The 22,081-nt window shown below is 68.3% G+C and carries 17 protein-coding genes; 13 read left to right on the top strand and 4 right to left on the bottom strand.

From position 1 onward, the window contains the following. Positions 1 to 152: 152 nt before the first annotated feature. A complete protein-coding gene (locus ACFVUS_RS16395) occupies positions 153 to 1,580 on the top strand; it encodes an FHA domain-containing protein (RefSeq protein ID WP_387766284.1) in 1,428 nt (475 codons plus the stop codon). A 15-nt stretch (positions 1,581 to 1,595) separates the two neighbouring features. Here the strand turns inward: ACFVUS_RS16395 and ACFVUS_RS16390 are convergent, their stop codons facing one another. Next, entirely contained in the window at positions 1,596 to 3,041 is a 1,446-nt protein-coding gene (locus tag ACFVUS_RS16390) for a metallopeptidase (RefSeq protein WP_387769912.1), read from the bottom strand. Positions 3,042 to 3,292: 251 nt separating this feature from the next. On the opposite strand from ACFVUS_RS16390, the gene ACFVUS_RS16385 reads away from it, so the two are divergent. The 5 genes from ACFVUS_RS16385 (at position 3,293) to glmM (ending at position 10,991) form a co-directional block, all read left to right on the top strand. Then, entirely contained in the window at positions 3,293 to 6,022 is a 2,730-nt protein-coding gene (locus ACFVUS_RS16385; RefSeq protein ID WP_387766281.1) for an FHA domain-containing protein, read from the top strand. 84 nt (positions 6,023 to 6,106) lie between these two features. Next, a complete protein-coding gene (locus tag ACFVUS_RS16380; RefSeq protein WP_387766278.1) occupies positions 6,107 to 8,305 on the top strand; it encodes a hypothetical protein in 2,199 nt (732 codons plus the stop codon). Between the two features lie 200 nt (positions 8,306 to 8,505). Beyond that, complete coding sequence (rplM, locus tag ACFVUS_RS16375) at positions 8,506 to 8,949, top strand: 50S ribosomal protein L13 (protein WP_387766275.1); 444 nt, start codon at positions 8,506 to 8,508, stop codon at positions 8,947 to 8,949. Beyond that, entirely contained in the window at positions 8,946 to 9,461 is a 516-nt protein-coding gene (rpsI, locus tag ACFVUS_RS16370) for a 30S ribosomal protein S9 (protein ID WP_387766272.1), read from the top strand. The genes rplM and rpsI overlap by 4 nt, the downstream gene beginning before the upstream one ends. Positions 9,462 to 9,623: 162 nt before the next feature. Then, positions 9,624 to 10,991: a phosphoglucosamine mutase gene (glmM, locus tag ACFVUS_RS16365; protein WP_387766269.1), complete on the top strand. Its 1,368-nt coding sequence runs from the start codon at positions 9,624 to 9,626 to the stop codon at positions 10,989 to 10,991. Between the two features lie 62 nt (positions 10,992 to 11,053). Here glmM and ACFVUS_RS16360 read toward each other — a convergent pair whose 3' ends face one another. After that, positions 11,054 to 12,694: an ABC-F family ATP-binding cassette domain-containing protein gene (locus tag ACFVUS_RS16360; RefSeq protein WP_387766266.1), complete on the bottom strand. Its 1,641-nt coding sequence runs from the start codon at positions 12,692 to 12,694 to the stop codon at positions 11,054 to 11,056. A 116-nt stretch (positions 12,695 to 12,810) separates the two neighbouring features. Between ACFVUS_RS16360 and ACFVUS_RS16355 the strand changes: the two genes are divergently transcribed. From ACFVUS_RS16355 to ACFVUS_RS16340, 4 genes are all read left to right on the top strand, one after another. Continuing rightward, on the top strand, positions 12,811 to 13,005 hold the full coding sequence (locus ACFVUS_RS16355) for a PspC domain-containing protein (protein ID WP_387766263.1): 195 nt from the start codon (positions 12,811 to 12,813) through the stop codon (positions 13,003 to 13,005). Positions 13,006 to 13,127: 122 nt separating this feature from the next. Beyond that, positions 13,128 to 13,436 (top strand): DUF6802 family protein, encoded by a 309-nt coding sequence (locus ACFVUS_RS16350; protein WP_387766260.1) that lies wholly within the window; start codon positions 13,128 to 13,130, stop codon positions 13,434 to 13,436. A 31-nt stretch (positions 13,437 to 13,467) separates the two neighbouring features. Then, complete coding sequence (locus ACFVUS_RS16345; protein WP_387766257.1) at positions 13,468 to 13,782, top strand: hypothetical protein; 315 nt, start codon at positions 13,468 to 13,470, stop codon at positions 13,780 to 13,782. Next, complete coding sequence (locus tag ACFVUS_RS16340; RefSeq protein ID WP_387766254.1) at positions 13,779 to 15,773, top strand: hypothetical protein; 1,995 nt, start codon at positions 13,779 to 13,781, stop codon at positions 15,771 to 15,773. The genes ACFVUS_RS16345 and ACFVUS_RS16340 overlap by 4 nt, the downstream gene beginning before the upstream one ends. 56 nt (positions 15,774 to 15,829) lie before the next feature. On the opposite strand, the gene ACFVUS_RS16335 is transcribed toward ACFVUS_RS16340, so the two are convergent. Beyond that, complete coding sequence (locus tag ACFVUS_RS16335) at positions 15,830 to 16,693, bottom strand: dienelactone hydrolase family protein (RefSeq protein WP_364640676.1); 864 nt, start codon at positions 16,691 to 16,693, stop codon at positions 15,830 to 15,832. 101 nt (positions 16,694 to 16,794) lie between these two features. Between ACFVUS_RS16335 and glmS the strand changes: the two genes are divergently transcribed. Next, positions 16,795 to 18,663 carry a glutamine--fructose-6-phosphate transaminase (isomerizing) gene (glmS, locus tag ACFVUS_RS16330; protein WP_387766251.1) on the top strand — a complete coding sequence of 623 codons (1,869 nt, stop codon included), beginning with the start codon at positions 16,795 to 16,797 and terminating at the stop codon, positions 18,661 to 18,663. A gap of 154 nt (positions 18,664 to 18,817) precedes the next feature. On the opposite strand, the gene ACFVUS_RS16325 is transcribed toward glmS, so the two are convergent. Further along, complete coding sequence (locus ACFVUS_RS16325; protein WP_387766248.1) at positions 18,818 to 19,237, bottom strand: cupredoxin family copper-binding protein; 420 nt, start codon at positions 19,235 to 19,237, stop codon at positions 18,818 to 18,820. 185 nt (positions 19,238 to 19,422) lie between these two features. Here ACFVUS_RS16325 and ACFVUS_RS16320 point away from each other — a divergent pair, with 185 nt between their 5' ends. Both ACFVUS_RS16320 and ACFVUS_RS16315 read left to right on the top strand, forming a co-directional pair. Continuing rightward, entirely contained in the window at positions 19,423 to 20,856 is a 1,434-nt protein-coding gene (locus ACFVUS_RS16320; RefSeq protein ID WP_387769909.1) for an NAD(P)H-hydrate dehydratase, read from the top strand. Between the two features lie 55 nt (positions 20,857 to 20,911). Then, positions 20,912 to 21,991 (top strand): amidohydrolase family protein, encoded by a 1,080-nt coding sequence (locus ACFVUS_RS16315; RefSeq protein ID WP_387766245.1) that lies wholly within the window; start codon positions 20,912 to 20,914, stop codon positions 21,989 to 21,991. Positions 21,992 to 22,081 lie beyond the last annotated feature (90 nt).

Here is a 22,081-nt window from a genome sequence, read left to right as displayed (position 1 = left end):
GCCGGGCGTGGTCGAAGATCACCGGACCCGGCGCGATACCGTCCTACCCTCATCGCGCGACGGTGGCCCGGACGCAACGGGAAGCGGCAACGTAACCTGGTCGATGTGCTGAACATCCCGCGCCGCGCGACCACCGGGGGCCGGTTCCATTGATGGATCGGCAGGTCGAGGTTGTCGCGGGCACGCACGTGGTGCTGCGGGCGGCGGGGGCGGTAATCCTGGTCGCGCACCGCGAACGGGGCGCGTTGACGGCGGATTCCCGCGCCATGATCGCGGGACGCGCACTCGCCGACCTCGTACTCGAGGCCACCGAACAGGCCCCGGACGGTCCCGGCCGCCTGGTGGCGCGGCAGGCCACCCGCTGGCTCATGAAGGAAGCCGAGCGCATCTCACCCGGGGTTCCGGTGGAATTCGGAATCCTGTCGGCCGCCGAAACCGGCGGTGTGGCGCTCTTCCTGCACGGCTCGGTGACCGCGGTACTGGCCGGGCACACCGCCGAGTACTACCGCGGCAGTGATGCCGCCTTCACCGTCGATCGGGTCGCCGCGCATCCGGCCCGCGCGGCCGCGCTGTTCGCCGAGGACGCCGAGCGACGGGTGCCCGAGCTACCCGAGCGCGGAATCGGTTCGCTGGTAACGGGAATCGCGCAGGCCGCGGGCGCGATCGTCTGGTTCGAGGGCGAACCCGCGCGGATCTGGCAGCCCCGGCAGTCGGCAATGCCGGAGCGGTCCCGGGCGGATACGCATACGACGCGGCCGGAGACGCAGACCCAGGCCGAGCCGATCCCGTTCGAATTGGAGCCGACGCAGGTCGAGCTGCCCGCGCCGACGGCGGCCTTCGATCCGGAGCCGGAGCGGATTCCGCTGGACCCCAACCTGACTCCGACCCGCACCTCCAACCGGATCCCGGTCGAGCTGGATCGGGAATTCGAATCATCGTCCGGCACGGCCGGTTACGACGACGACACCGATGAATCCGAAGCCGCCACGGCCGGTTACGACCCGCATCGCGCGCCGACCGAAATGGGTGGCACCAATCCCGCGCCCAAGCCCGATCCCGGGTTGCAGCGGCGGTTGGAGGCGACCGCCAAGGCGACCGCGCTCACCGCGAAGGTGCTCGGATTCAAGTGCGCGCGTGCACATCCCAGCGATCCGCGGTCGGCGTTCTGTTCGGTGTGCGGGATGCCGGTGGATCAGACGCAGCCGGTGACCGAGGTGATCCGGCCGCCGCTGGGCATGCTGATTCTCGATGACGGGATGACGTACATGCTGGCCACCGACGCGGTCGCCGGGCGGGATCCGGAGCAGTCCGAGGCGGCGCGAGCCGGATTGGCGCCCTTGAAGATCGACGATTCCTCCGGCGGCATGTCCCGCGCGCACGCCGAGATCCGGCTGGTGAACTGGGATGTCACCGTGGTCGACCGAGGTTCCACCAACGGCACCCGGGTGCGACTGCCCGGATACCGGGATTGGATTCGGCTGCAGGCGAATCAGCCGATGCTGCTGATCCCGGGCGCGGAGATCATGCTCGGCAATCGCGTGCTGCGCCTGGAACCCATCGCCCCGCCGCCCTTCGGCTGAGCCCGGCCGGGGCGGTTACGAATACCGTGAGGTGCAGGTGTTCTGGTTGCCGAGCACGCCCGCGCGGAAGGCGTCCACGCGGGAGAACCCACTGGGCACCGTGCGGCCGTCGGTATCGCTGGCCGCGAGGCCGTCGGTGAGCAGCCCGGAGACGGCTTCATCCAGATCGCCGGGGGACAGGCTGATATTGCCATTGGCCTTGGATCTATTGGGGTCGGCCAGTTTTCCGGTGATCACGCCCGCCAGGCAGGCGGCGCGCAAGCCGGTCTTCGCGCCCTTGAGCGCCTGTCCGGCGCTCTGTTGCACGGCCAGCGCGTAGCGCGAGATGTACACGACGTAGGCGGTGAAATCGCCGGTCACCTTGACCGGCAACGCATCCTGCCCGTCGCTGTCGGCCACGCCGCGATCGTGCAGTGCGGGCAGATCGGTGCCGATGGTATTGCTGGACGGGCAGTAGGTCACCGGTTCGGTGTCCTTACCGTTGCTGCAGTTCAGCTTCGCGCCGTCGAAGGTGTACTTCGGTTCCTTCTTGATCGGCATGATGTCGGCCATCGCCTTGGACAGTTCGTCGAGATTGGTTCTGTCCACATCGGATTGGCCATTGGTGGTGTCATTGCCGAAGGACTGCGGCAGATTGCCGCGCCGCCGGTCGATCTCCTTGGTGTCGATGCCCTTGCAGCCCTTGCCGCCGTCGGTGAATCCGATCTGCACGGCGGTGACGCGTTCGAACGCGGAGCCGTGCACGCTGCCCGGATCGCTGGGATTGTCATCGCGAATGGCTACGGTGGCGGCCAGCACGGCGTTCAAACCGTCCGAGGTGTTGATGGTGAAATGCTTCGACTTGCCTTCGGCCACATTGCGAATGAACGCGCCCGCGAAGCAGTCGGCCTGCTGTTCCTTGACCAGGGTCGCGGTCTTGCGGCTGACGATATTGGCCATGGTCTGAATGGCGTGCCCGTACTCGTGGGCCAGCACCATCACCACGGCCATCTTGCCGAAGGTCTCCTGCACGGTCGGGAGTAGAACGCTGCGATCCCAGCCGATGGAACCGTCCAGGCTGCAGAAGGCGGCGTTGACCAGCCGGTAGGTGGATTCCTCGCAGAACTGCATGGCTTGTGCGCGTGGGGCTTTGGCGCTCCAGGACAGGAATTTGTCGACGGGCTTGAAGGCGCCGTCGAAATCGCGCGGATACTCGGCCTGCCAATAGGTCTGGATGTCCTCCAGGGCGTTGAGCACGAGTTTGTCGATGGCCCCGCCGTCGGAGTTGGCGGCGGTCAGGGTGCTGTCGGGGACGCCCGCGCGGGGCCCGTTGGGACCGCTGGTGGTGGGTAGTCCGGCGACCTTGAAGGGGTCGTCGTAGATCGATACCGCGCGTCCGCGCACATCCCGGGTACAGCCGCTGAGCAGTACCGCGATCAGGGTGAGAACGGTGCAGGCCACCGCCATCCGGCGTGCGCGTATCCCCACTTGTTCTCCCTCACCCGCCGACATTCCACCTCGGGATCGGGTGTGCCGACGTCATGCCCGATCCGAGCCCACGCATATTATCCGCCGAATCCGCTGTTCGTTGTCCGGGTTGGCTGCGGCTGGGAAGGGTTGCAACGGGGCTGTAATGCCGGATTCGGGGTGTCTGCCGGAACCTTTACAAACCGATCGGTATCCGTCTGCTTACTCCTGCGGCTCTGAGCGGGGCAGACGGTAGTATCCGGGCCATGTCTTCACCGGGGGCGCAGCAGATCACCGTGCGTCATGAAGGAACCGATCGGGTTTTCGACGCGAGCCAGCAGATCACCATGGGGCGGGCGCCGGAGGTCACGCTGTTCGTGGACAGCCCACTGGTCTCCCGGGTGCACGCCACACTGGCCTGGCGCGGCAACGGCTGGGTACTGGCCGACAACGGCAGCACCAATGGGGTTTTCGTCGACGCGAGACGGATCGGCCAGCCGATTCCGATCGACCGGCCCATGCAGGTGCGGCTCGGCGACGCCATCACCGGACCGCTGCTGCACCTGATCCCACGGGTGGGAATGCAGCAGCCACCCTCGGGACAGCAGCCGCAGCAGCAACCGCCCTCCGGACAGCAACCGCAGCAGCGTTGGACGCCGCCGCAGAATTACGCGCCGCCACAGCAGAATCGGCCGCCGACACCGGCGCAGCAACCGCAGCAGCGGACGCCCGCGCAGGGGCAGCAGCCGATCAACTATGTGCGGCCGCCGCGTTCGGGACAGGCCGCGCACGGGCACGCGCCCGCGCAGCCCGTGCACGGGCAGCCGCCGAAATCCGCGCAGCCGCCGCGTTCATCGCAGCCGCCGTCGCAGGGGATGCCGTCGCAGGGCTTGCCATCGCAGGGGATACCCGCGCACGCACCGCAATCCGCCGCGCAACCGTCGCTGCCGATGCATCCGGACGCACCGGACAACATCAATATGACCGCCAAGGCCAGCGTCGCCGCCGCACCGCCGGTGCGCGCCCGCGCCTCCACCGGTCCGGCCGCGCGCGCGGACCGAATCCCGCAGGGCGGCTTGCACATCGGCCGCACCAGCGATAACCAGATCGTCGTCAACGATCCGCTGGCCTCGCGCCGGCACGCCCGCCTGATGTCCGATCGCGGCAATCTGGCCATCGAGGATCTGGGCTCGGCCAACGGCACCTTCGTCAACGGCCGCCGGGAACAGCGCGCGGTACTGCGCGATCGCGACATCATCACCATCGGCAATGTCGACTTCGAGGTGCAGCAGGGCACGCTGGTGCGCCGCGAGCGCCCGGCCGCCGAACAGGGCCTGCACGTGCACGGCGTCGGCTTCACCGTCGAGGGCAACAAGCAACTGCTCGTCGATGTGAACATGGCCGCCGGGCGCGGCACCCTCACCGCGCTCATCGGTCCCTCCGGCGCGGGCAAGTCCACGCTCTCGAAACTCATCGCGGGCACGACCCAGCCGTCCGCGGGCGTGGTCACCTTCGAGGGGCGCGGGCTGCACGCGGAGTACGAAGCGCTGCGCTCCCGCATCGGCATGGTGCCGCAGGACGATGTGCTGCACCGGCAGCTCACCGTCAAACAGGCGCTGAGCTTCGCCGCGCAATTGCGCCTGCCCCCCGACACCAGCAAGGCCGACCGCAAACGCGTCATCGACGGTGTGCTGGCCGAACTCTCGCTCACCCAGCACGCCGATACCCGGGTGGACCGGCTCTCCGGTGGTCAGCGCAAGCGCGCCTCGGTGGCCATGGAACTGCTCACCGGTCCCTCGCTGCTGATCCTGGACGAGCCCACCTCGGGCCTGGATCCGGCGCTGGACCGCCAGGTCATGACCATGCTGCGCGAGCTCGCCGATGCCGGGCGCACCGTCATCGTGGTCACGCATTCGGTTGCCTGCCTTGATATGTGCGATCAGGTGCTGCTGCTCGCGCCCGGCGGTAAGACCGCGTTCGCCGGGCATCCCGGCAGTGTGCGCGACTTCCTCGGCACCAGCGACTGGGCGGAGATCTTCACCCGCGTCGCCGCCGATCCGGACCGCGCCTTCGCGAATTTCCGCTCCCGCCAAGCGTTTGCGCCGCCGCCACCGGCCGTGCAATCGGTGGAGAAGGCCAAGCCGCCGAAATCCAGTGCGTTCAAACAGTTCTCGACGCTGTCGCGCAGACAGCTGCGCTTGATCTTCGCCGATCGCGGATATCTGGCCTTCCTGCTGATACTTCCGTTCGTACTGGGCGGACTGTCACTGGTGGTGCCCGGGAAGAACGGCTTCCAAAAGGGCGGCTTCACCCAGATGCCGGACGGCTCGTACGTCATGACCGGCGGCAGTGAGGCACAGCAGTTGCTGGTGGTGCTGATTCTGGGCGCCTGCTTCATGGGCTCCACGCTCACCGTGCGTGATCTGGTGGGTGAACGCGCCATCTACCACCGCGAACGCGCGGTCGGATTGCGTTCCGGCGCATATCTGATGTCCAAGGTTGTGGTGTTCAGCCTGGCCGCGCTATTGCAGGCGGGCGTCATGATGGGCATCGTGCTGGCGGGCAAGAAACGGCCCGGACCGGGCGCGGTGCTGTCCGCGGGCAGTGCCGAGCTGTACATCGATATCGCGCTGACCGCGGTCACCTGCGTGGTCGTCGGTCTGCTGCTGTCCACCCTCGCCAAGTCCAATGAACAGGTGATGCCGCTGCTGGTGGTCATCATCATGTGCCAGCTGGTGATGGCGGGCGGCATGATCCCGGTCACCGGGCGCGTTGTGCTGGAACAGGTTTCGTGGCTGTTCCCGGCTCGCTGGGGTTACGCCTCCGGCGCGTCGACGGTGAACATCCGCGAATTGTTCCCCAGCGCGCAGGCCGATGCGCTGTGGAAGCACGAGGCGGGCATCTGGTTCCTCGACAACGCGATGCTGCTGGTACTGACCGTGGTGCTGTCCCTGCTCACCTGGTCGCGGCTGCGGCTGAAGAAGTCCGCCTCATGAGCATGGCCTTCGTGACCGGCCGAAAGGGCATCCAGTGAGTAGGGAGTCGCGCGCTTCCTCCGGCGAGCAGGCAGACTGATGGCTGTGACAGCTCGAGTTGGGGCAGTACATCTCGGCTGGGACGTGGTGTCGGTGGCCGCCGGTGGCGGTGGCTCGGCAATCCGTCCCGTCCAGGTCGAAGGAACCTATACGCCACCCGCGTACCTGCTGGCGGACGCGTCCGGCCGGTTGCACACCGCGGGTGTGGACCGGCGACCGGACGTCGGCATCGCCATCAGTGATGTGCGCGATATCCTCGGCCACCCGCAGATCGTGGTGGCGGGCGCGACCTGGCCCGCCGATCTGGTCTTCCGGGCGCGCATGCACAATCCGCTGGCATCGGTGACCGAACATCTGGGCGGACCGCCCGATGTGCTGGCGGTACCGTTCCCGGACGAATGGCCCGACCCCAAGGTGGACGAGTACATCCGGCTGGTCGAACAGCTCGGCGTGGTCGCCGAGGCGCTGCCCGAATCGGTGGCGATGTCCGGCTATATCCGGGCGCTCGGATTGGTGCGGCCACCCGGTCGCGGGGCCGCGGTCGGTGCGACCGGGGTCTACTCGGACGGGCGCGAATGCCTGGTGGTCGCCGTGCACGGCGATGACGAGGAGCCCACCGAATCGGTGAGCGTGCCGATCACCGCCGACGCGCTGCACTCCGCGCGCGCCGCCGACAATGTGGTGATCGAGGTGATGGCGGCCGCGCGCGGCATCAACGCCGACACCTCCACCGTGCTGCTCGCCGGGAACGTGTGCTTCAACGACGCACTGCGACTGGCCTTCCAGAACCATCTCGGGCATCGTTTCCAGGTCGCCGAGCATCCGATGCACGCACTCGTGCTCGGGGCCACGCATCTGCTGGTCAACGACAGCGAGCTGAGCGCCGAGGCGATGGCCGCGCGGCCGGAAACCCAGCTGCCGCAGCCGAGTCCGGCCCCGGCCGCGCCCCGGCCCGCGAGCGCGGCCGAAACCGCCTCGGGCGCGGGTGAGGTCAGGCCGGTCGAACAGGGACCGCGAAATGTCGCGCAGCCCGCGGAATCCGGTGCGCCGCGCGCCGAATCCCAGCGCCCCGCAGCACCTTCCACCGGTCCGCAACCGCAATCCACGGTGCGGCCGCAGCCGAGCCCGCCACAGTCGAGCCCGCCGCAGCCCGCGCCGAGCTCACCGCCGAGTGGCCAGCAGCCCGGACCGGCTCCGCAACCCGCCGCCGCCGCGCAGGCGGGTGGCGATCCCGGGGCGGTGAGTGAAACCCGCCGCATCACAGCCGAAGACGTGGCACAGATTCCGACCGCCTCGCGCGGTGGACTGCCACCGGGCCTCGCGGGGGTGGGTGGCCGATTCACCCGGCCGCCGGGCACCCCGGCCGATGACCAGATGACCGCCATCGTGGGGCGTACCCCGCAGCCCGGCCAGGAGCAGTGGCCTCCGGCTTCCGGTGGGCAGCCGAATCCCGCTGCGGGGCAACAGCATCCCGGTGCACAGCAGCAGCCTCCGGCCGGCGGGCAGCCGAATACCGGTGCGGGACAGTCGAATGCTCCCGTCGTGCAGTACGGCCCCGGGTACGGTCCGCAGGGCGGACAGCAGGGTCAACAGGGACAGCAGGGTTACGGCCAGCAGGGTGCGCCGCAGCAGGGTCAGGGTGCGCCGCAGCAGGGCTACGGCCAGCCCGGGCAGGGCGGTTACGGCCAGCAGGGCGGCGGTTACGGACCGGGCGGTTACGGCGGCCCGGGTGCGAACTTCAGTGGTCCTTCCGGAAACGCTCCTGGTCAGGCCGGTGCGATGTACGGTGGGTCGATGCCGCAGAGTGGGTCGCGTCAGTCGAATCCGCAGATGTCGGAAGGCAGTGCCGGTCAGTCTGATTCGGGCTCCGGTGGCGAGGGGGAAGGCAAGCGCAAGAACAAGTTGTGGAACAAGATGAAGGGCAAACGCTTCGGTGCGCCCATCATCATCGGTGTGGCCGCGCTCAGCGCCATGGGCGTGCACTCCGACAGTGAGCCCGTGGATCTCGCCGCCCTGGCGGGCGATTTCACCGCCGTGCACACCATCCGCGACGTGCTCGACACCCATCTCATCGATGAGCTGTGCGCCATCACGCCCTCTGTCTCCAATGTGCCGCATACGGGCATCTCCAGAATCGACGAGCCGCAGCACCTCGATTGCCACACCCTGGGGATAGACACCCTGCGCTACACCATCCCCGGCCCGGTCCGCGGCGTCGACCCGGGTCCGCCGGTCCAGATCTAGGGCTGTGAGCGGCGAGGTGCGGCCGATCGCACCTCGCCCGGTTTCAGGTCGGCGATAGCGCACTGGTACTGTGGCTCGTTGGCGTTCGGTACGGCTCGGGTTCTCCCTGGCCGTCACACGGGTCCCGGGTCTCCACCAGCCGCCGGGGTCACTCGACCGTATGCCTGGCTGGCACCACATACGACAGACAGGGAACGACTGTGCCTACGTACAGCCCGAAGGCGGGTGACGTGACCCGTAAGTGGTACGTCATCGACGCCACTGACGTAGTGCTCGGACGTCTCTCCGTCGCAGCGGCCAACCTGCTGCGCGGTAAGACCAAGCCGACCTACGCGCCGAACGTCGATGGTGGCGACTTCGTCATCATCATCAACGCTGACAAGGTTGCCGTCTCCGGCAACAAGCGTGAGAACAAGTTCATCCACACCCACTCCGGGTTCCCGGGCGGACTCAAGTCCCGCTCCGTCGGCCAGATCCTGGACACCCGCCCCGACCGTCTGGTCGAGAAGGCTGTCAAGGGCATGATCCCGAAGAACAAGCTGGGTAACGCCATCGGCGGCAAGTTGAAGGTCTACGCAGGCCCCAACCACCCGCACGCCGCTCAGCAGCCCATCCCCTTCGAGATCAAGCAGGTTGCCCAGTGACCGCTCCTGAGGAATTCAACGACGACGAGTTCGTCGTGGAAGACACCACCGTCGAGGTCGTCGAGGAGGGTGACGGCTACGAGGCCGAGTACTCCGCCGAGGAGACCTTCGCGCCGGTGCTGATCGACCGCCCGATCCAGACCGTCGGCCGTCGTAAGGAAGCCGTCGTTCGCGTGCGCATGGTGCCGGGTACCGGCAACTTCGTGCTGAACGGCCGCACCATCGAGAACTACTTCCCGAACAAGGTGCACCAGCAGCTGGTCAAGTCGCCGCTGGTGACCGTCGAGCGCGTCGAGTCCTTCGACATCTTCGCTCGCCTGGTCGGTGGCGGTCCCTCGGGTCAGGCCGGCGCGCTGCGCCTGGCCATCGCCCGTGCGCTGATCGAGGTCACCCCGGACGACCGTCCCGCCCTCAAGCGTGCCGGCTTCCTGACTCGTGACCCGCGTGCCACCGAGCGTAAGAAGTACGGCCTCAAGAAGGCCCGTAAGGCGCCTCAGTACTCGAAGCGCTGATTTTCCGTCGCACGGCTGCTCCGTGCCCGCCCCCATTTCGGGGCGGGCACGGTACGGTCTACGCGGCAACCTGTACGAGAGCAGGCTCCCCGCAACGGTTTTCATCGACCGTCGCACCGGGCGCCTGCTCTCGTGCTGTATCGACCTATCAGGGGTGAGGTTATGGGACGTTTGTTCGGCACCGACGGAGTCCGCGGGCTCGCCAACGACTCTTTGAGTCCCGAATTGGCGCTTGCTGTTTCGAGTGCGGCTGCGCAGGTTCTCAGTAGGGGCAAGAAGCGTGCGCTGGCGGTCGTCGGCCGTGATCCGCGCGCCAGCGGCGAAATGCTGGAAGCCGCCGTCACCGCCGGTCTGACTTCCGCGGGCGTGGACGTGCTCTCGGTCGGCGTGCTGCCCACGCCCGCCGTCGCCTACCTGACCGGCGTCTTCGACGCCTGCCTGGGCGTGATGATCTCCGCCTCGCACAACCCCATGCCGGATAACGGCATCAAGATCTTCGCGGCGGGCGGGCACAAGCTCGACGACGCCATCGAGGACCGCATCGAGGCTCTCATCGCCGAGGGCGGCTTCCACCGCCCCACCGGCGGGGCCATCGGCCGCGTACTCGGCAAGCCCGGACAGTTGTTCGGCGCGCACGATCAGTACAGCCTCGAGGGCACCCACGAACGCTATGTGGAACACCTGGTGGAAGCCACCGGGCGCGACCTGAGCGGACTCACCGTGGTCGTCGATTGCGCGCACGGCGCGGCCTCCGAGGTCGGCCCCGCCGCGCTGCGCGAGGCGGGTGCGACGGTTATCGCCATCAACGCGGACCCGGACGGCCTGAACATCAACGACGGTTGCGGCTCAACGCATCTGGAGCAGATTCAGCGCGCGGTGCGCGAGCACGGCGGCGATCTGGGACTGGCCCTGGACGGCGACGCCGACCGGTGCCTGGCGGTGGACGCCGCGGGCAATGTGGTCGACGGTGACGCCATCATGGCGGTCATCGCGCTGGCCATGCGGGACTCGGGGGAACTGGCCGAGAACACCCTCGTCGCGACCGTCATGAGCAACCTGGGACTGCATATCGCCATGCGCGATGCGGGAATCGCCATGCGTACCACCGCGGTTGGCGATCGGTACGTGCTGGAGGAATTGCGGCGCAGCGGATTCAATCTCGGTGGAGAGCAGTCCGGGCATGTGGTGCTCCCGCAGTTCGGCACCACGGGTGACGGGGTGCTCACGGGGTTGAAGCTGATGGCTCGGATGGCCGAAACCGGGCGTACGCTGGCCGATCTCGCGTCGGTCGTGCGGACGGTGCCGCAGGTGCTGGTGAATGTGCACGTGTCGGACAAGGCGGCGGTGGCGTCGGCTCCGGAGGTACTGGAGGCGGTCGCCGAGGGCGAGCGCGCGCTGGGCGATACCGGGCGAATCCTGTTGCGCCCCAGCGGTACCGAGCAGTTGGTGCGGGTCATGGTGGAGGCCACCGACCCGACCCAGGCGCAGCGGCTCGCCGACGATCTCGCCAAGCTCGTCGCCGCGGTCTGAGGCGATATCTCCGAACACCCGAGCGCCCCTTGATCATTGGATCGAGGGGCGCTTGCCGTCGGCTATTCCTCGGTGAGTTTGCCCGCGTCCAGATGCCACCGGCGGGTGGCGCGCACGTTGTCGAGCATGCGGCGGTCGTGGGTTACCAGTAGCACTGTGCCGGTGAAGGATTCGACTGCCTGCTCGAGCTGCTCGATGGCGGCGAGGTCGAGGTGGTTGGTGGGCTCGTCCAGGACCAGGAGGTTCACGCCGCGAGCCTGCAGCAGGGCCAGGGCGGCTCGGGTGCGTTCGCCGGGGGAGAGGGTGTCGTTGGGGCGCAGCACATGTGGGCCGCGCAGGCCGAACTTCGCCAGTAGGGTGCGGACCTCGGCTTCGGGCCAGTCGGGGATTTCGGCGCTGAAGGTGTCCGCGAGGGAGTCGGTGCCGCGGAACAGGCCGCGGGCCTGGTCGACCTCGCCGATGGCCACGCCGGAGCCCAAACTCGCGGATCCGGTGTCCGGCTGGGTTTTTCCGAGCAGCAGCGATAGCAGGGTGGATTTGCCCGCGCCATTGGCTCCGGTCAGGACGATGCGGTCGCCGTAGTCGACCTGGAGGGTGATGGGGCCGAGGGTGAACTCGCCTCGGGTGAGGGTCGCGTGCGAGAGGGTGGCGACCACCGTGCCGCTGCGCGGGGCGGCGGCGATGATCATCCGCAGTTCCCATTCCTTACGCGGTTCCTCGACCGCGTCCAGGCGTTCGATGCGCTTGATCGTCTGCTTGACCTTCGAGGCCTGCTTCTCGGTGGATTCCGCGCGGGTTTTGCGGCCCATCTTGTCGGAGTCGTTCTTGCCCTTGCGGCGGGCGTTGCGGACGCCGTGCTCCATCCAATTGCGTTGCATGACAGCGCGTGCCTCGAGACCGGCCTTGGTGTCGGCGAAGTCGTCGTACGCCTCGCGGGCGTGGCGGCGGGCGATCTCGCGCTCCTCCAGATACGACTCGTAACCGCCGTCGTAGATGCCCACCTGCTGCTGGGCCAGATCCAGCTCCACGATGCGATTCACGGTGCGGGCCAGGAACTCTCGGTCATGGCTGATCACCATGAGGGGTTCGCGGACGCCGGTGACGAACTGCTCCAGGCGGTCCAGGCCGTTCAGATCCAGGTCGTTGGTCGGCTCGTCCAGCAGCAGAATGTCGAAGCGGGACAGCAGGACCGAGGCCAATCCGGCGCGGGCGGCCTGGCCGCCGGACAGCACCGTCATGGGGGTTTCCAGGCCGTGCGGCAGGCTCTCGGTCAGGCCGAGATCGGCGGCTATCTCATCGGCGCGCTGTTCCAGATCCGCGCCGCCCAGGGCCAGCCAGCGTTCCAGGGCCGGGGAGAACTCGTCCTCGCCGCCGTCGGCCAGGCGTTCGGCGGCCTCGTCCATGGTGCGCTGGGCCTCGCCGACACCGGTGCGGCGGCGCAGGAACTCCAGCACCGTCTCGCCCGCGATGCGCTCGGGTTCCTGGGCCAGATAGCCGACCGTGGCATCGGGCGGGCTGAGGGTGATCTCGCCCTCGGGGGCCTGCCCGTCGGCCAGCATGCGCAGCAGGGTGGACTTTCCCGCGCCGTTGACGCCGACCAGGCCGATCACGTCGCCGGGGGCCAGCACGAGATCGAGGTCTTCGAAGAGGGTGCGTTCGCCGTGTCCGGCAGCGAGTCCGCGCGCATGCAGAGTGGTGCTCACCTGCGCAATTGTGCCCTGTTCGGGGTAGCACCCTGACTTCGGGCCTCCCGAAGTTCAGGGTCGGAATGGGTCATGGGACCGATGTATGGTCGGGTCGCGACCAGGAGAGTAGAGGTATGACTACACAGACCACCAAGCGTCTTACCCGTTCCAGCCAGGACAAGTGGATCGCCGGAGTCTGCGGCGGGCTCGCCGAATACTTCGGTATCAGCGCCGGACTGGTGCGGTTGCTGTTCGTACTGTCCTGCCTGCTGCCCGGACCGCAGTTCGTGCTGTATCTGATTCTGTGGGTGGTGATTCCGAAGCGCTGACGCGTGTTTCGCGTCCGGGCGAGTTGTCCACAGATGCGAGTTATCCACAATTGGTATGAAGCTGCTGCGTGGGTGTTGCGCGGATGACAGGATGGTAACCACGTCATCGCGGAGGAGCGCATATGGTCACATCGGGTGATCTGCCGGGGCTTGATCTGCCGAATTTCGACTCGCACACCGAACTCGGTGCGCTCGGCGCCGTCGAACTACAACATCCCACCCAGGATATCGACGGCGACGGCCTACTCGACACCGTGACCACCACCAGCGATCACGCCATGCACGTGTGGACCGATCTGGATCACGACGGTTACGCCGACCATGTCACCGTCGTGGACAGCGGGGGCGACTACTCCGCGTGGGAGTTCCACCATCATCCGGACGGCACCAGCGAGTGGGTCCGCACAGACGAAGGCCGCCTGGGCAAATAGGCGAACCGGGGGGTTCGACGAGGGGGGATCGATGCCTGGATTCAACGCGCTCGGAGTAGATCTCGACGCGCTGCGCAACACCGTCACCGCGTTGCGCGGCAGCGCCGAAACCCTGGGGACGCAATCCCGGCGCGTCACCGAGCACACCTTCGGCCGGGACCAGGCGGGCCGTGACTACGCGGAACAGGGCGCGGCCATCCACGCCGGCCTCGAGCGCATCGCCGCATGCCTGGCGCACTGGGGTGCCGCCACACTCGCGATCGGCGACGTATTCGACCACGCCGCAACCGAATACGCCCGCCTGGATCGCGAACGGGCCGCCCAACTGTCCGCGGTGCACCCGTGACCTTCGATGCCGCCGGTAAGTCGGCAGACCAAATCCTGGACCACGGCGCACCCGGCCTGGAGTACTGGGAACAGTTCCTGCCCCGCTACACCAAGGCCTTCGACACGCACCGCGATGCCTCCCTGTCGGCCCTGCAAGCCGCCTACGACGAACAGCGCGGCGCGAACCTGCCCCAACTCGACACCGCCGCTACCGAATTGGCACGGGCGCTCGCCGAGGCCGAATCCCAATGGCAGGCGCAATGGACAGCCGCCCAATCCCTCCCCACGCTGTGGACCGGCCCCGCCGGTGCCGAGGCCCAAACCGCCCTCATCACCCACTTGCGCCGCGCCAGAACAGATCTCGACGCCGCCACCACGGCTGCCACCGCTCTCGCCGACCTCATAGAACCTCTCCGCCAAGCGGTCCTCACCAAGGCCGAGTCCACCCTCGCCCTCCTCGATCAATCACCCGGCGGCACAGGAAAACTCGTGATAGACGGCAAATCCCCCGAAGACATCGACACCCTCATAGCCGACAACGCCACCTACTGGCTCACCACCACCTTCAAACCCGATATAGAACACAAACTCGACACCTTCACCGCCGCATGCCAATCCACCGCCGCCACCTTCGAATCCCACTACGCCACCGCCGTAACCGCCCTAACCCAGGTCCTCGACCTCCCGTACCCGCATCCCGCCGCCCTCGCCCTTCCCGCCCCGTCTATGGAACCCGTTCCCTCCCAGCCGCATCAATCGGTCCCGCCTCCCGTCGCAGCAGGATCCGTACCGCCCACCGCGGCGGGCACCGCACCCACCACCGCGGGAGCGGCAGCTCCCACGACGGTGGGCACCGCACCTTCCTCGATGGTGGGCACCGCACCTTCCCCCACAGCCGCCCAGCCGGTCCCACCCCAATCGCAGCCACAACTCCACCCGGAGTCGTCTCCGAACGCGAGCCCCCAGCAGCCCCTGCTCCCTCCGCCGGATGGTGCGACCCGACCCCAATCCGCACCTATTCCCGAAGGTGCCACGCAACCCCAACCGATCCCCAACAACGCTGCACCCGAGAGCATCCCGCCCGCCCAGTCGATTCCCACCGCACCGGGTGCCACGGCCCCCACCCGCTCCAATCCCGCCACCGCGAGCGAACCCGCCAACTCTCCCGACCAGACGGGCCAAGGCGCCCACCCGGATTCGTCAGCCAGCCCCCTCTCGGCCCTGACAGACCTCATCAAATCCCTGATCTCCGGCCTGGATCTCACCACCCTGACCGACCTCCTCCACCCGTCGACCACCCCCGGCGACCCGTCGACCTCGGACCAGAACAATCCCGACCCGAACACTCAGGACAATTCGACAGCCGGTCAGCCGAGCCACCCGGCCACCGATCCGGCCGCCCCGACGAAACACACAACACCCCAACCTGACACGGCCTCGGACTGCGGAACGGCCGAAACCACCACGCCGCCGGACAAAGCACACCCCGCCCCGAACAGTCCGGCACCCGCCCCGAACCTCGACGGTCAATGCCCTCCCCAGGTCCCAGCCTGCCCGACGTCACCGGACGCCAAAACCCAAGCACCGCACGAAGGATGCCAGCCACCCGCACCCAGCCCGGAGGCTCAGCCCCCCGTCGGCACCTGCCCGGCCCCGAATTCCGATGGCCCCGACGCTCCTGAGAATGATTGCTCGCCACAGCCCCCGGAGTGTTTACCCGCTGATGACTCACTCCCGCAGCGGGAATGCACGCCGCCACTCAACGGCGACTCGCCGGAAACGGGCAGCCCTCAGCCGGGCAAGATCCCACCCACAACCGGCGATGCGGCCCAACCTCCACCGGACGGAGCCGCCCCGCCACCGATCGATCCCCAGACTCCCGACGGCACCCTGTCCGCCCCGACGCCCGAAAACCCTGCGCCGGAAAGCAACCCACCCCTGGGCGACCACGGCGACACCGCCGTAGAAATCCCCGACTCCGGCCTGGAGATACCGGAGATAGCCGAATAACCCGGGCTTTGAACGACTTTCGCCACCGCTCGTCGGCGGCGAGAGTGGGTCCGAAGCTACTTGCGCAGGGCTTGGACGAGTTGGAGGATGGGGAGTTTTTGGGGTTCGGCGGGTTCTTCCTCGACTGCTTCGGGGTCGACGATTTGGGTGTGGGGGATTAGGGCTTCGGGGTCGGCGAAGGGTTTGTATTTCTTGTCGCCGAGGAGGGTGTAGTTGAGGAAGCCGACCAGCAGGGCTCGGGTGAGGCGTTCGGTTTTGGGTTCGTGTTTGCCCGCGCCGAGCGCGGCCAGGGCGCGGCGGCCTTCGACCATGCCGTTGTGGGTGGCGCGGTCCAGGGAGCGCAGGGTGGCGGGGCCGCCCCAGGCCAGGCCCAGCGGGATGGCGTTGGAGCTGACCGAGTCGATATCCTCGCCGCCCGCCAGGATCAGTGCGGGAGCATCGATTCCGGGGGCGAGGGACTCACCGGAGGGTGCGGTGGGGGAGGGGTAGAGGGCCGCTACTGCGGACACCTCGCGCTGGGAGGCGGCGATGATCGCCGCGCCCGCGCCCATACCGTGCCCGGCGAGGGCCAGCTTGTCCGGATGCACGCTGATATCGCCCGAACCCAGGCGCACCCCCGTGCAGATGTCCAGGGTGGTTACCAGATCCGTCGCCAGGTTCAGATGCGAGGGAATCGGGCCGCGCTCGGTATCCGGGGCGGCCGCGACGTAACCCCACGACGCCAGATGTTCCAGCAGTCGCCGGTAGTTCGCCGCGCCGGCCAGCCAGCCGTGCCCGAATGCCACCGCGGGTAGGTTGAGCCCCTTCTCGGGCGTGTAGACCACGCCCGGTTGCCCGGCTATGCCGAGGTTGCCGCGCAGCACCGCATGCGGGCCGCGGGCGGTCAAGGTGCTCAGAAGCGATTTCACAGACGCCGACACGAGAGTGAACTTATCCGATCGTCGCGTGCTTGGGGCGTTTCGCCCGGTCCCGCGCGCATCCGGATTCGCGCACCGCCCCGGCCTCGGTAGGCTGAGCCCCCATGTGCGGAATCGTGGGGTACGTCGGGTACAGGGATGCCCTCGGCGTGGTGGTTGACGCGTTGCGCCGCATGGAATATCGCGGCTACGACTCCGCCGGAGTCGCCATTCTCGACGGCCTGGGCGGGCTCGCCGTCGAACGCAAGGCCGGTCGCCTGGCCAATCTCGAGGCGGAACTCGCCGAAACCGGAATCGACAGATTCGGCGGCACCACCGGTATGGGCCACACCCGCTGGGCCACGCACGGCGCGCCGACCGACCGCAACGCGCACCCGCATCGGGACGCGACCGCGCGGGTCGCGGTGGTGCACAACGGCATCATCGAGAACTTCGTGCCGCTGCGCCGCGAACTCGAGGACGCCGGAATCGAACTCGGCAGCGATACCGATACCGAGGTCGCCGTGCACCTGGTGGCGCGCGCGTACGCCCACGGCGACACCGCCGGGGACTTCGTGGCCTCCGCGCTCGCGGTGGTGCGCCGCCTCGAAGGTGCGTTCACGCTGCTCTTCACGCACGCCGATCACCCGGGCACGATCGTCGCCGCCCGTCGCTCCACCCCGCTGGTGGTCGGGGTCGGCCAGGGTGAGATGTTCCTGGCCTCCGATGTCACCGCGTTCATCGAACACACCCGGGAAGCCGTTGAGCTCGGCCAGGATCAGGCCGTCGTCATCACCGCCGACTCGTACACCGTCACCGATTTCAACGGCGATACCGATGGCGTGCGCACCCGCCCCTTCACCATCGACTGGGATCTGGCCGCCGCCGAGAAGGGCGGCCACGACTACTTCATGCTCAAGGAAATCGAGGAGCAGCCCGCGGGTGTCGCCGACACGCTCATCGGGCATTTCCTCGACGGCCGCATCGTGCTCGACGAACAGCGCCTCGCCGATCAGGAACTGCGCGAATTCGACAAGGTCTTCGTAGTCGCCTGCGGCAGTTCGTATCACGCGGGCCTGCTCGCCAAATACGCCATCGAACACTGGACCCGACTGCCCGTCGAGGTCGAACTGGCCAGCGAATTCCGTTACCGCGACCCGGTTCTGGACCGCTCCACCCTGGTGGTGGCCATCTCGCAATCCGGCGAGACCGCCGACACGCTCGAAGCGGTCCGGCACGCCAAGGATCAGAAGGCGCGAGTCCTGGCCATCTGCAATACCAATGGCGCGCAGATCCCCCGCGAATCCGACGCCGTGCTCTACACCCGCACCGGACCGGAGATCGGCGTCGCCTCCACCAAGGCGTTCCTGGCGCAGATCACCGCCAACTACCTGGTCGGCCTGGCGCTCGCCCAGGCGCGCGGCACCAAATACCCGGATGAGGTCGCGCGCGAATTCGCCGAACTCGAAGCGATGCCCGAACTCGTGGCCCGCGTACTGGAATCGGGCGATCGGATCCGCGCCCTGGCCCGCGAGCTCGCGCATGTCGAAACCGTGCTGTTCCTCGGCCGCCACGTCGGTTACCCGGTGGCGCTCGAGGGCGCGCTGAAACTCAAGGAACTGGCGTACATCCACGCCGAGGGCTTCGCGGCGGGCGAACTCAAGCACGGTCCCATCGCCCTGATCGAAGAGGGCCTGCCCGTCTTCGTGGTGATGCCGTCGCCGAAGAGCCGCGCGGTGCTGCATTCCAAACTGCTGAGCAATATCCGCGAGATTCAGGCCCGCGGCGCGCGCACCATCGTGATCGCCGAGGAGGGCGACGACACCGTGCGCCCCTTCGCCGACCACCTCATCGAAATCCCCGCCGCCCCAACCCTTTTCCAGCCCCTGCTGGCGACGGTGCCACTGCAGATCTTCGCCGCCGAGGTGGCGCAGGCGCGTGGCTACGACGTCGACAAGCCCCGCAACCTCGCCAAGTCCGTCACCGTCGAGTAGTCCGGCGCAGATCGCTGACGGGTGGTCCGCCGCACGAATATCGGTGCGGCGGCCACGAATTCGCATGGCGCGCAATGCTGCTGTGGCGCTCGGTGCGTTCGGTCGAACGTCGTGTGACAGGCACCGGGTGCCGCACCGCCGTCTGCGGTAGCCGCTATTCGACGGTGACCGTGCCCTTCATGTCCGGGTGCAGCGGGCACAGGTAGCGGTAGGTGCCGGGCGTGGTGAAGGTGAAGCTCCACTCGCCCTTGCGGATGATCGGGCTGTTGATGCCGAGCGCGATATCGCCGATGCCCTGCACCGCGTGCGGGGCCTTGTCGTCGAACTTCCAGGTGACCTTGTCGCCCGCTTTGACGGTGAGGGCGGCGGGGGAGAACTTCATGTCCGCGACGTTCACCGTCACATCGGCGGGCTGTCGCGGGCCGGAAGGGGCGGCGGCGGAACTGGTGGCGACCGTCGTGGTGGCCGACGCCGACTTCGCGGAATCCGAACCGCAGCCGCTCGCGATCAGCGCCCCCGCGACAACGGTCACGAGCAGCAGCACACGGGCGGGCGAGGGGCGGCGGATAGGCATGCCAGCCAGCGTAACCCCCACGATTTGCGGGCAATTCGCAGGTGGTCGCCCGCCCGGAAATGGCCGATCCGCCCGGGCGAGTCATGCTGTCCCGCTCCGGCTCGGCGTAGTCTGCGTACGTCGTAGGCAGGCGGGGCATCCCCGCGAATCTCGGCCGCGGGAGGCGAACGATGACCGGTCCGGCACTGCGTGGGTACTACACGGCCGATGAGGTGCGAGCCGCGGAAGCCGAGCTGTTCACTCGCGTGCCCGCGGGAATGCCCATGCGCCGTGCGGCTTTCGGGCTCGCCGAGGTGGTGGTGCGGGAACTGCGGGAGCGGACCGGGGGAGTGGCGGGCCGCACGGTGACACTGCTCGCCGGGTCGGGTGACAATGGCGGGGACGCGCTGTGGGCCGGATCATTCCTGCGGCGGCGGGGCGTCGCGGTGGAGGCGGTACTGCTGTCGCCGGAGCGAGCGCACGCGGCGGGGCTCGCCGCACTGCGGAAGGCGGGCGGGCGGATTCGCTCCGATATCGGAACGCCCGATCTTGTCATCGACGGAATCGTCGGCATCTCCGGGCGCGGATCGCTTCGGCCGGAAGCCGCGAAACTTGTTTCCGGAGTGGATGTTCCGATCATCTCGGCGGATCTGCCCAGCGGCGTGGATGCCGATACCGGCGTCGTCGCGGGTCCCGCCGTCCGAGCCGCCGTCACGGTGGCTTTCGGGGCGTACAAGCCCGTGCACGCGCTCGCGGCTCCCTACTGCGGCCGAATCGAACTGGTGCCCATCGGGTTACGGCTCCCCGATCCGAATCTCGCGGCACTGGAACCGGAGTCGATCGGAGCGTCCTGGCCCGTCCCGCACGCCACCGATGACAAGTACACCCAGGGCGTCACGGGCGTCTGCGCGGGCAGCGCCAAGTATCCGGGAGCTGCCATCCTGTGCACCGGCGGCGCTGTCGCCGCCACCTCCGGCATGGTCCGCTACGCCGGCACCGGCGCGCCGCAGGTGCTCGAACACTTCCCGGAAGTCGTTGCCGCACCCTCCATTTCGGAAACCGGCCGGGTCCAATCCTGGGTCTTCGGCCCCGGCGCGGGCACCGATTCCGATGCCCGCGACCGCCTCGCCGAAGTCCTCGCCACCGATCTGCCGGTCGTGGTGGACGCCGACGGCCTCACCCTGCTCGCCGCCGATCCCGGCCTGCTGAGCGCACGCCGCGCACCCACCGTCCTCACCCCGCACGCGGGTGAATTCGCCCGCCTCACCGGCTCCGACCCCGCCCCCGACCGAGTCGCCGCGGTCCGCAAACTCTCCGACTCATGGCAGGTGACGGTCCTGCTCAAGGGCCGAGCGACCCTGATCGCCACCCCCGGCCACCCCGTTCTGGTCAACGAGGCGGGTGGCTCCTGGGCCGCCACCGCCGGCGCGGGCGATATCCTCTCCGGCGTCATCGCCGCCCTGCTCGCCTCGGGCCACGACCCCACCTGGTCCGCCGCCGCTGCCGCTCGAGTCCACGCGCTAGCCGCCAACCTCGCGGCGCACGCGAACACCGTTGCGGGCGCTCCGATCTCGGCCTCACCGCTGCTGCACCACATCCGCGCCGCCATCGGCACCCTGCGCGAGCTGTCCGGCCGCTGATCGTCCGATTGCCCATTGCTGAAACGCGTTCTAGGTTTGGGCTATGGGAGGGAATGTGAATCGCAAGATCGCGCTGCGCAATGTCCGGGTATTCGATGGACGCGAGATCGGGGCACCGGCGACCGTGGTGATCGACGGCGCGGTGATCGGCGTCGATACCGCGGGTGCGGAGGTGGTCGATGCCGACGGTGCGGTGCTCGTGCCCGGATTCATCGACGCGCATGTGCACCTGGACCGTCATGGCGTATTGAATGAGCTTGCGGCGCACGGTGTTACGACCGGACTCGATATGGGATCGCTACAGCCGGAACTGATCGCCGCACTGCGCGGAGAATCCGGGGCCGCGACACTGCGCAGCGCCGGTGTGCCGATCATCGGATCGGCCGGGGTGCACGCACAGGTGCCCGGTGTCGCCGATGTCGCGGTAATCCGCGGGCCCGAGGACGCCGAAGCGATGGTGACTCGGCGCATCGCCGACGGCTCGGACTACATCAAGCTGATTCTGGAGGCTCCGGGGGAAGGTGGACCCGACGCCATTTCGGCGAAAGCCGTGGTGGCCGAGGCGCACGCACGGAACCTACTGGTGATCGCGCATACCTCGACCATCGGTGCGTACACGCTCGCGGTTGATTGCGGGGTCGATATCCTCACCCACATCCCGATGGGCGCGGTCTTGGCCGCCGATGAGATCGAGCGGATGGCGGCGGGCCGGCACATCGTGGTTCCGACCCTGACCATGATGGAGGGCTGCGCCGAATTGTTCGGCGTCGCAACCACCTTCGCCGATGCGCTGGTCAGCGTGGGCGCACTGCATGCGGCCGGAGTGCCGATTCTGGCGGGCACGGACGCCAACCGTATGCCGGGTGTGCCGGTCCATCCGGAGCCCGGCTCGAGCCTGCATCATGAGCTGGAATTGCTTGTCCGCGCCGGTCTTTCGACGGTCGATGCCCTCAACGCGGCCACGGCGCTGCCCGCCCGGTACTTCGGGCTCACCGATCGCGGCGTCATCGCGCCGGGTATGCGTGCCGACCTGGTCCTGCTCGACGGCGACCCGATCGCCGACATCCGCGCGACCCGCGCGATCCGCGGAATCTGGTGCGGCGGTATCGAACACGCGGTCGCTGACGTCCGCTGACCGATCGGGCCGGTGGTCGGCGCGAGGGGTGGCGCTGCGGCCACACCTCGGCTCAGCCGAACCGCGCGCGATCGGCGGCGGAGCTGCAAC

The sequence above is a fragment of the Nocardia sp. NPDC058058 genome, assembly GCF_042885355.1.
GTDB lineage: Bacteria > Actinomycetota > Actinomycetes > Mycobacteriales > Mycobacteriaceae > Nocardia.
This window is presented reverse-complemented; position numbering and strand designations above follow the sequence as displayed.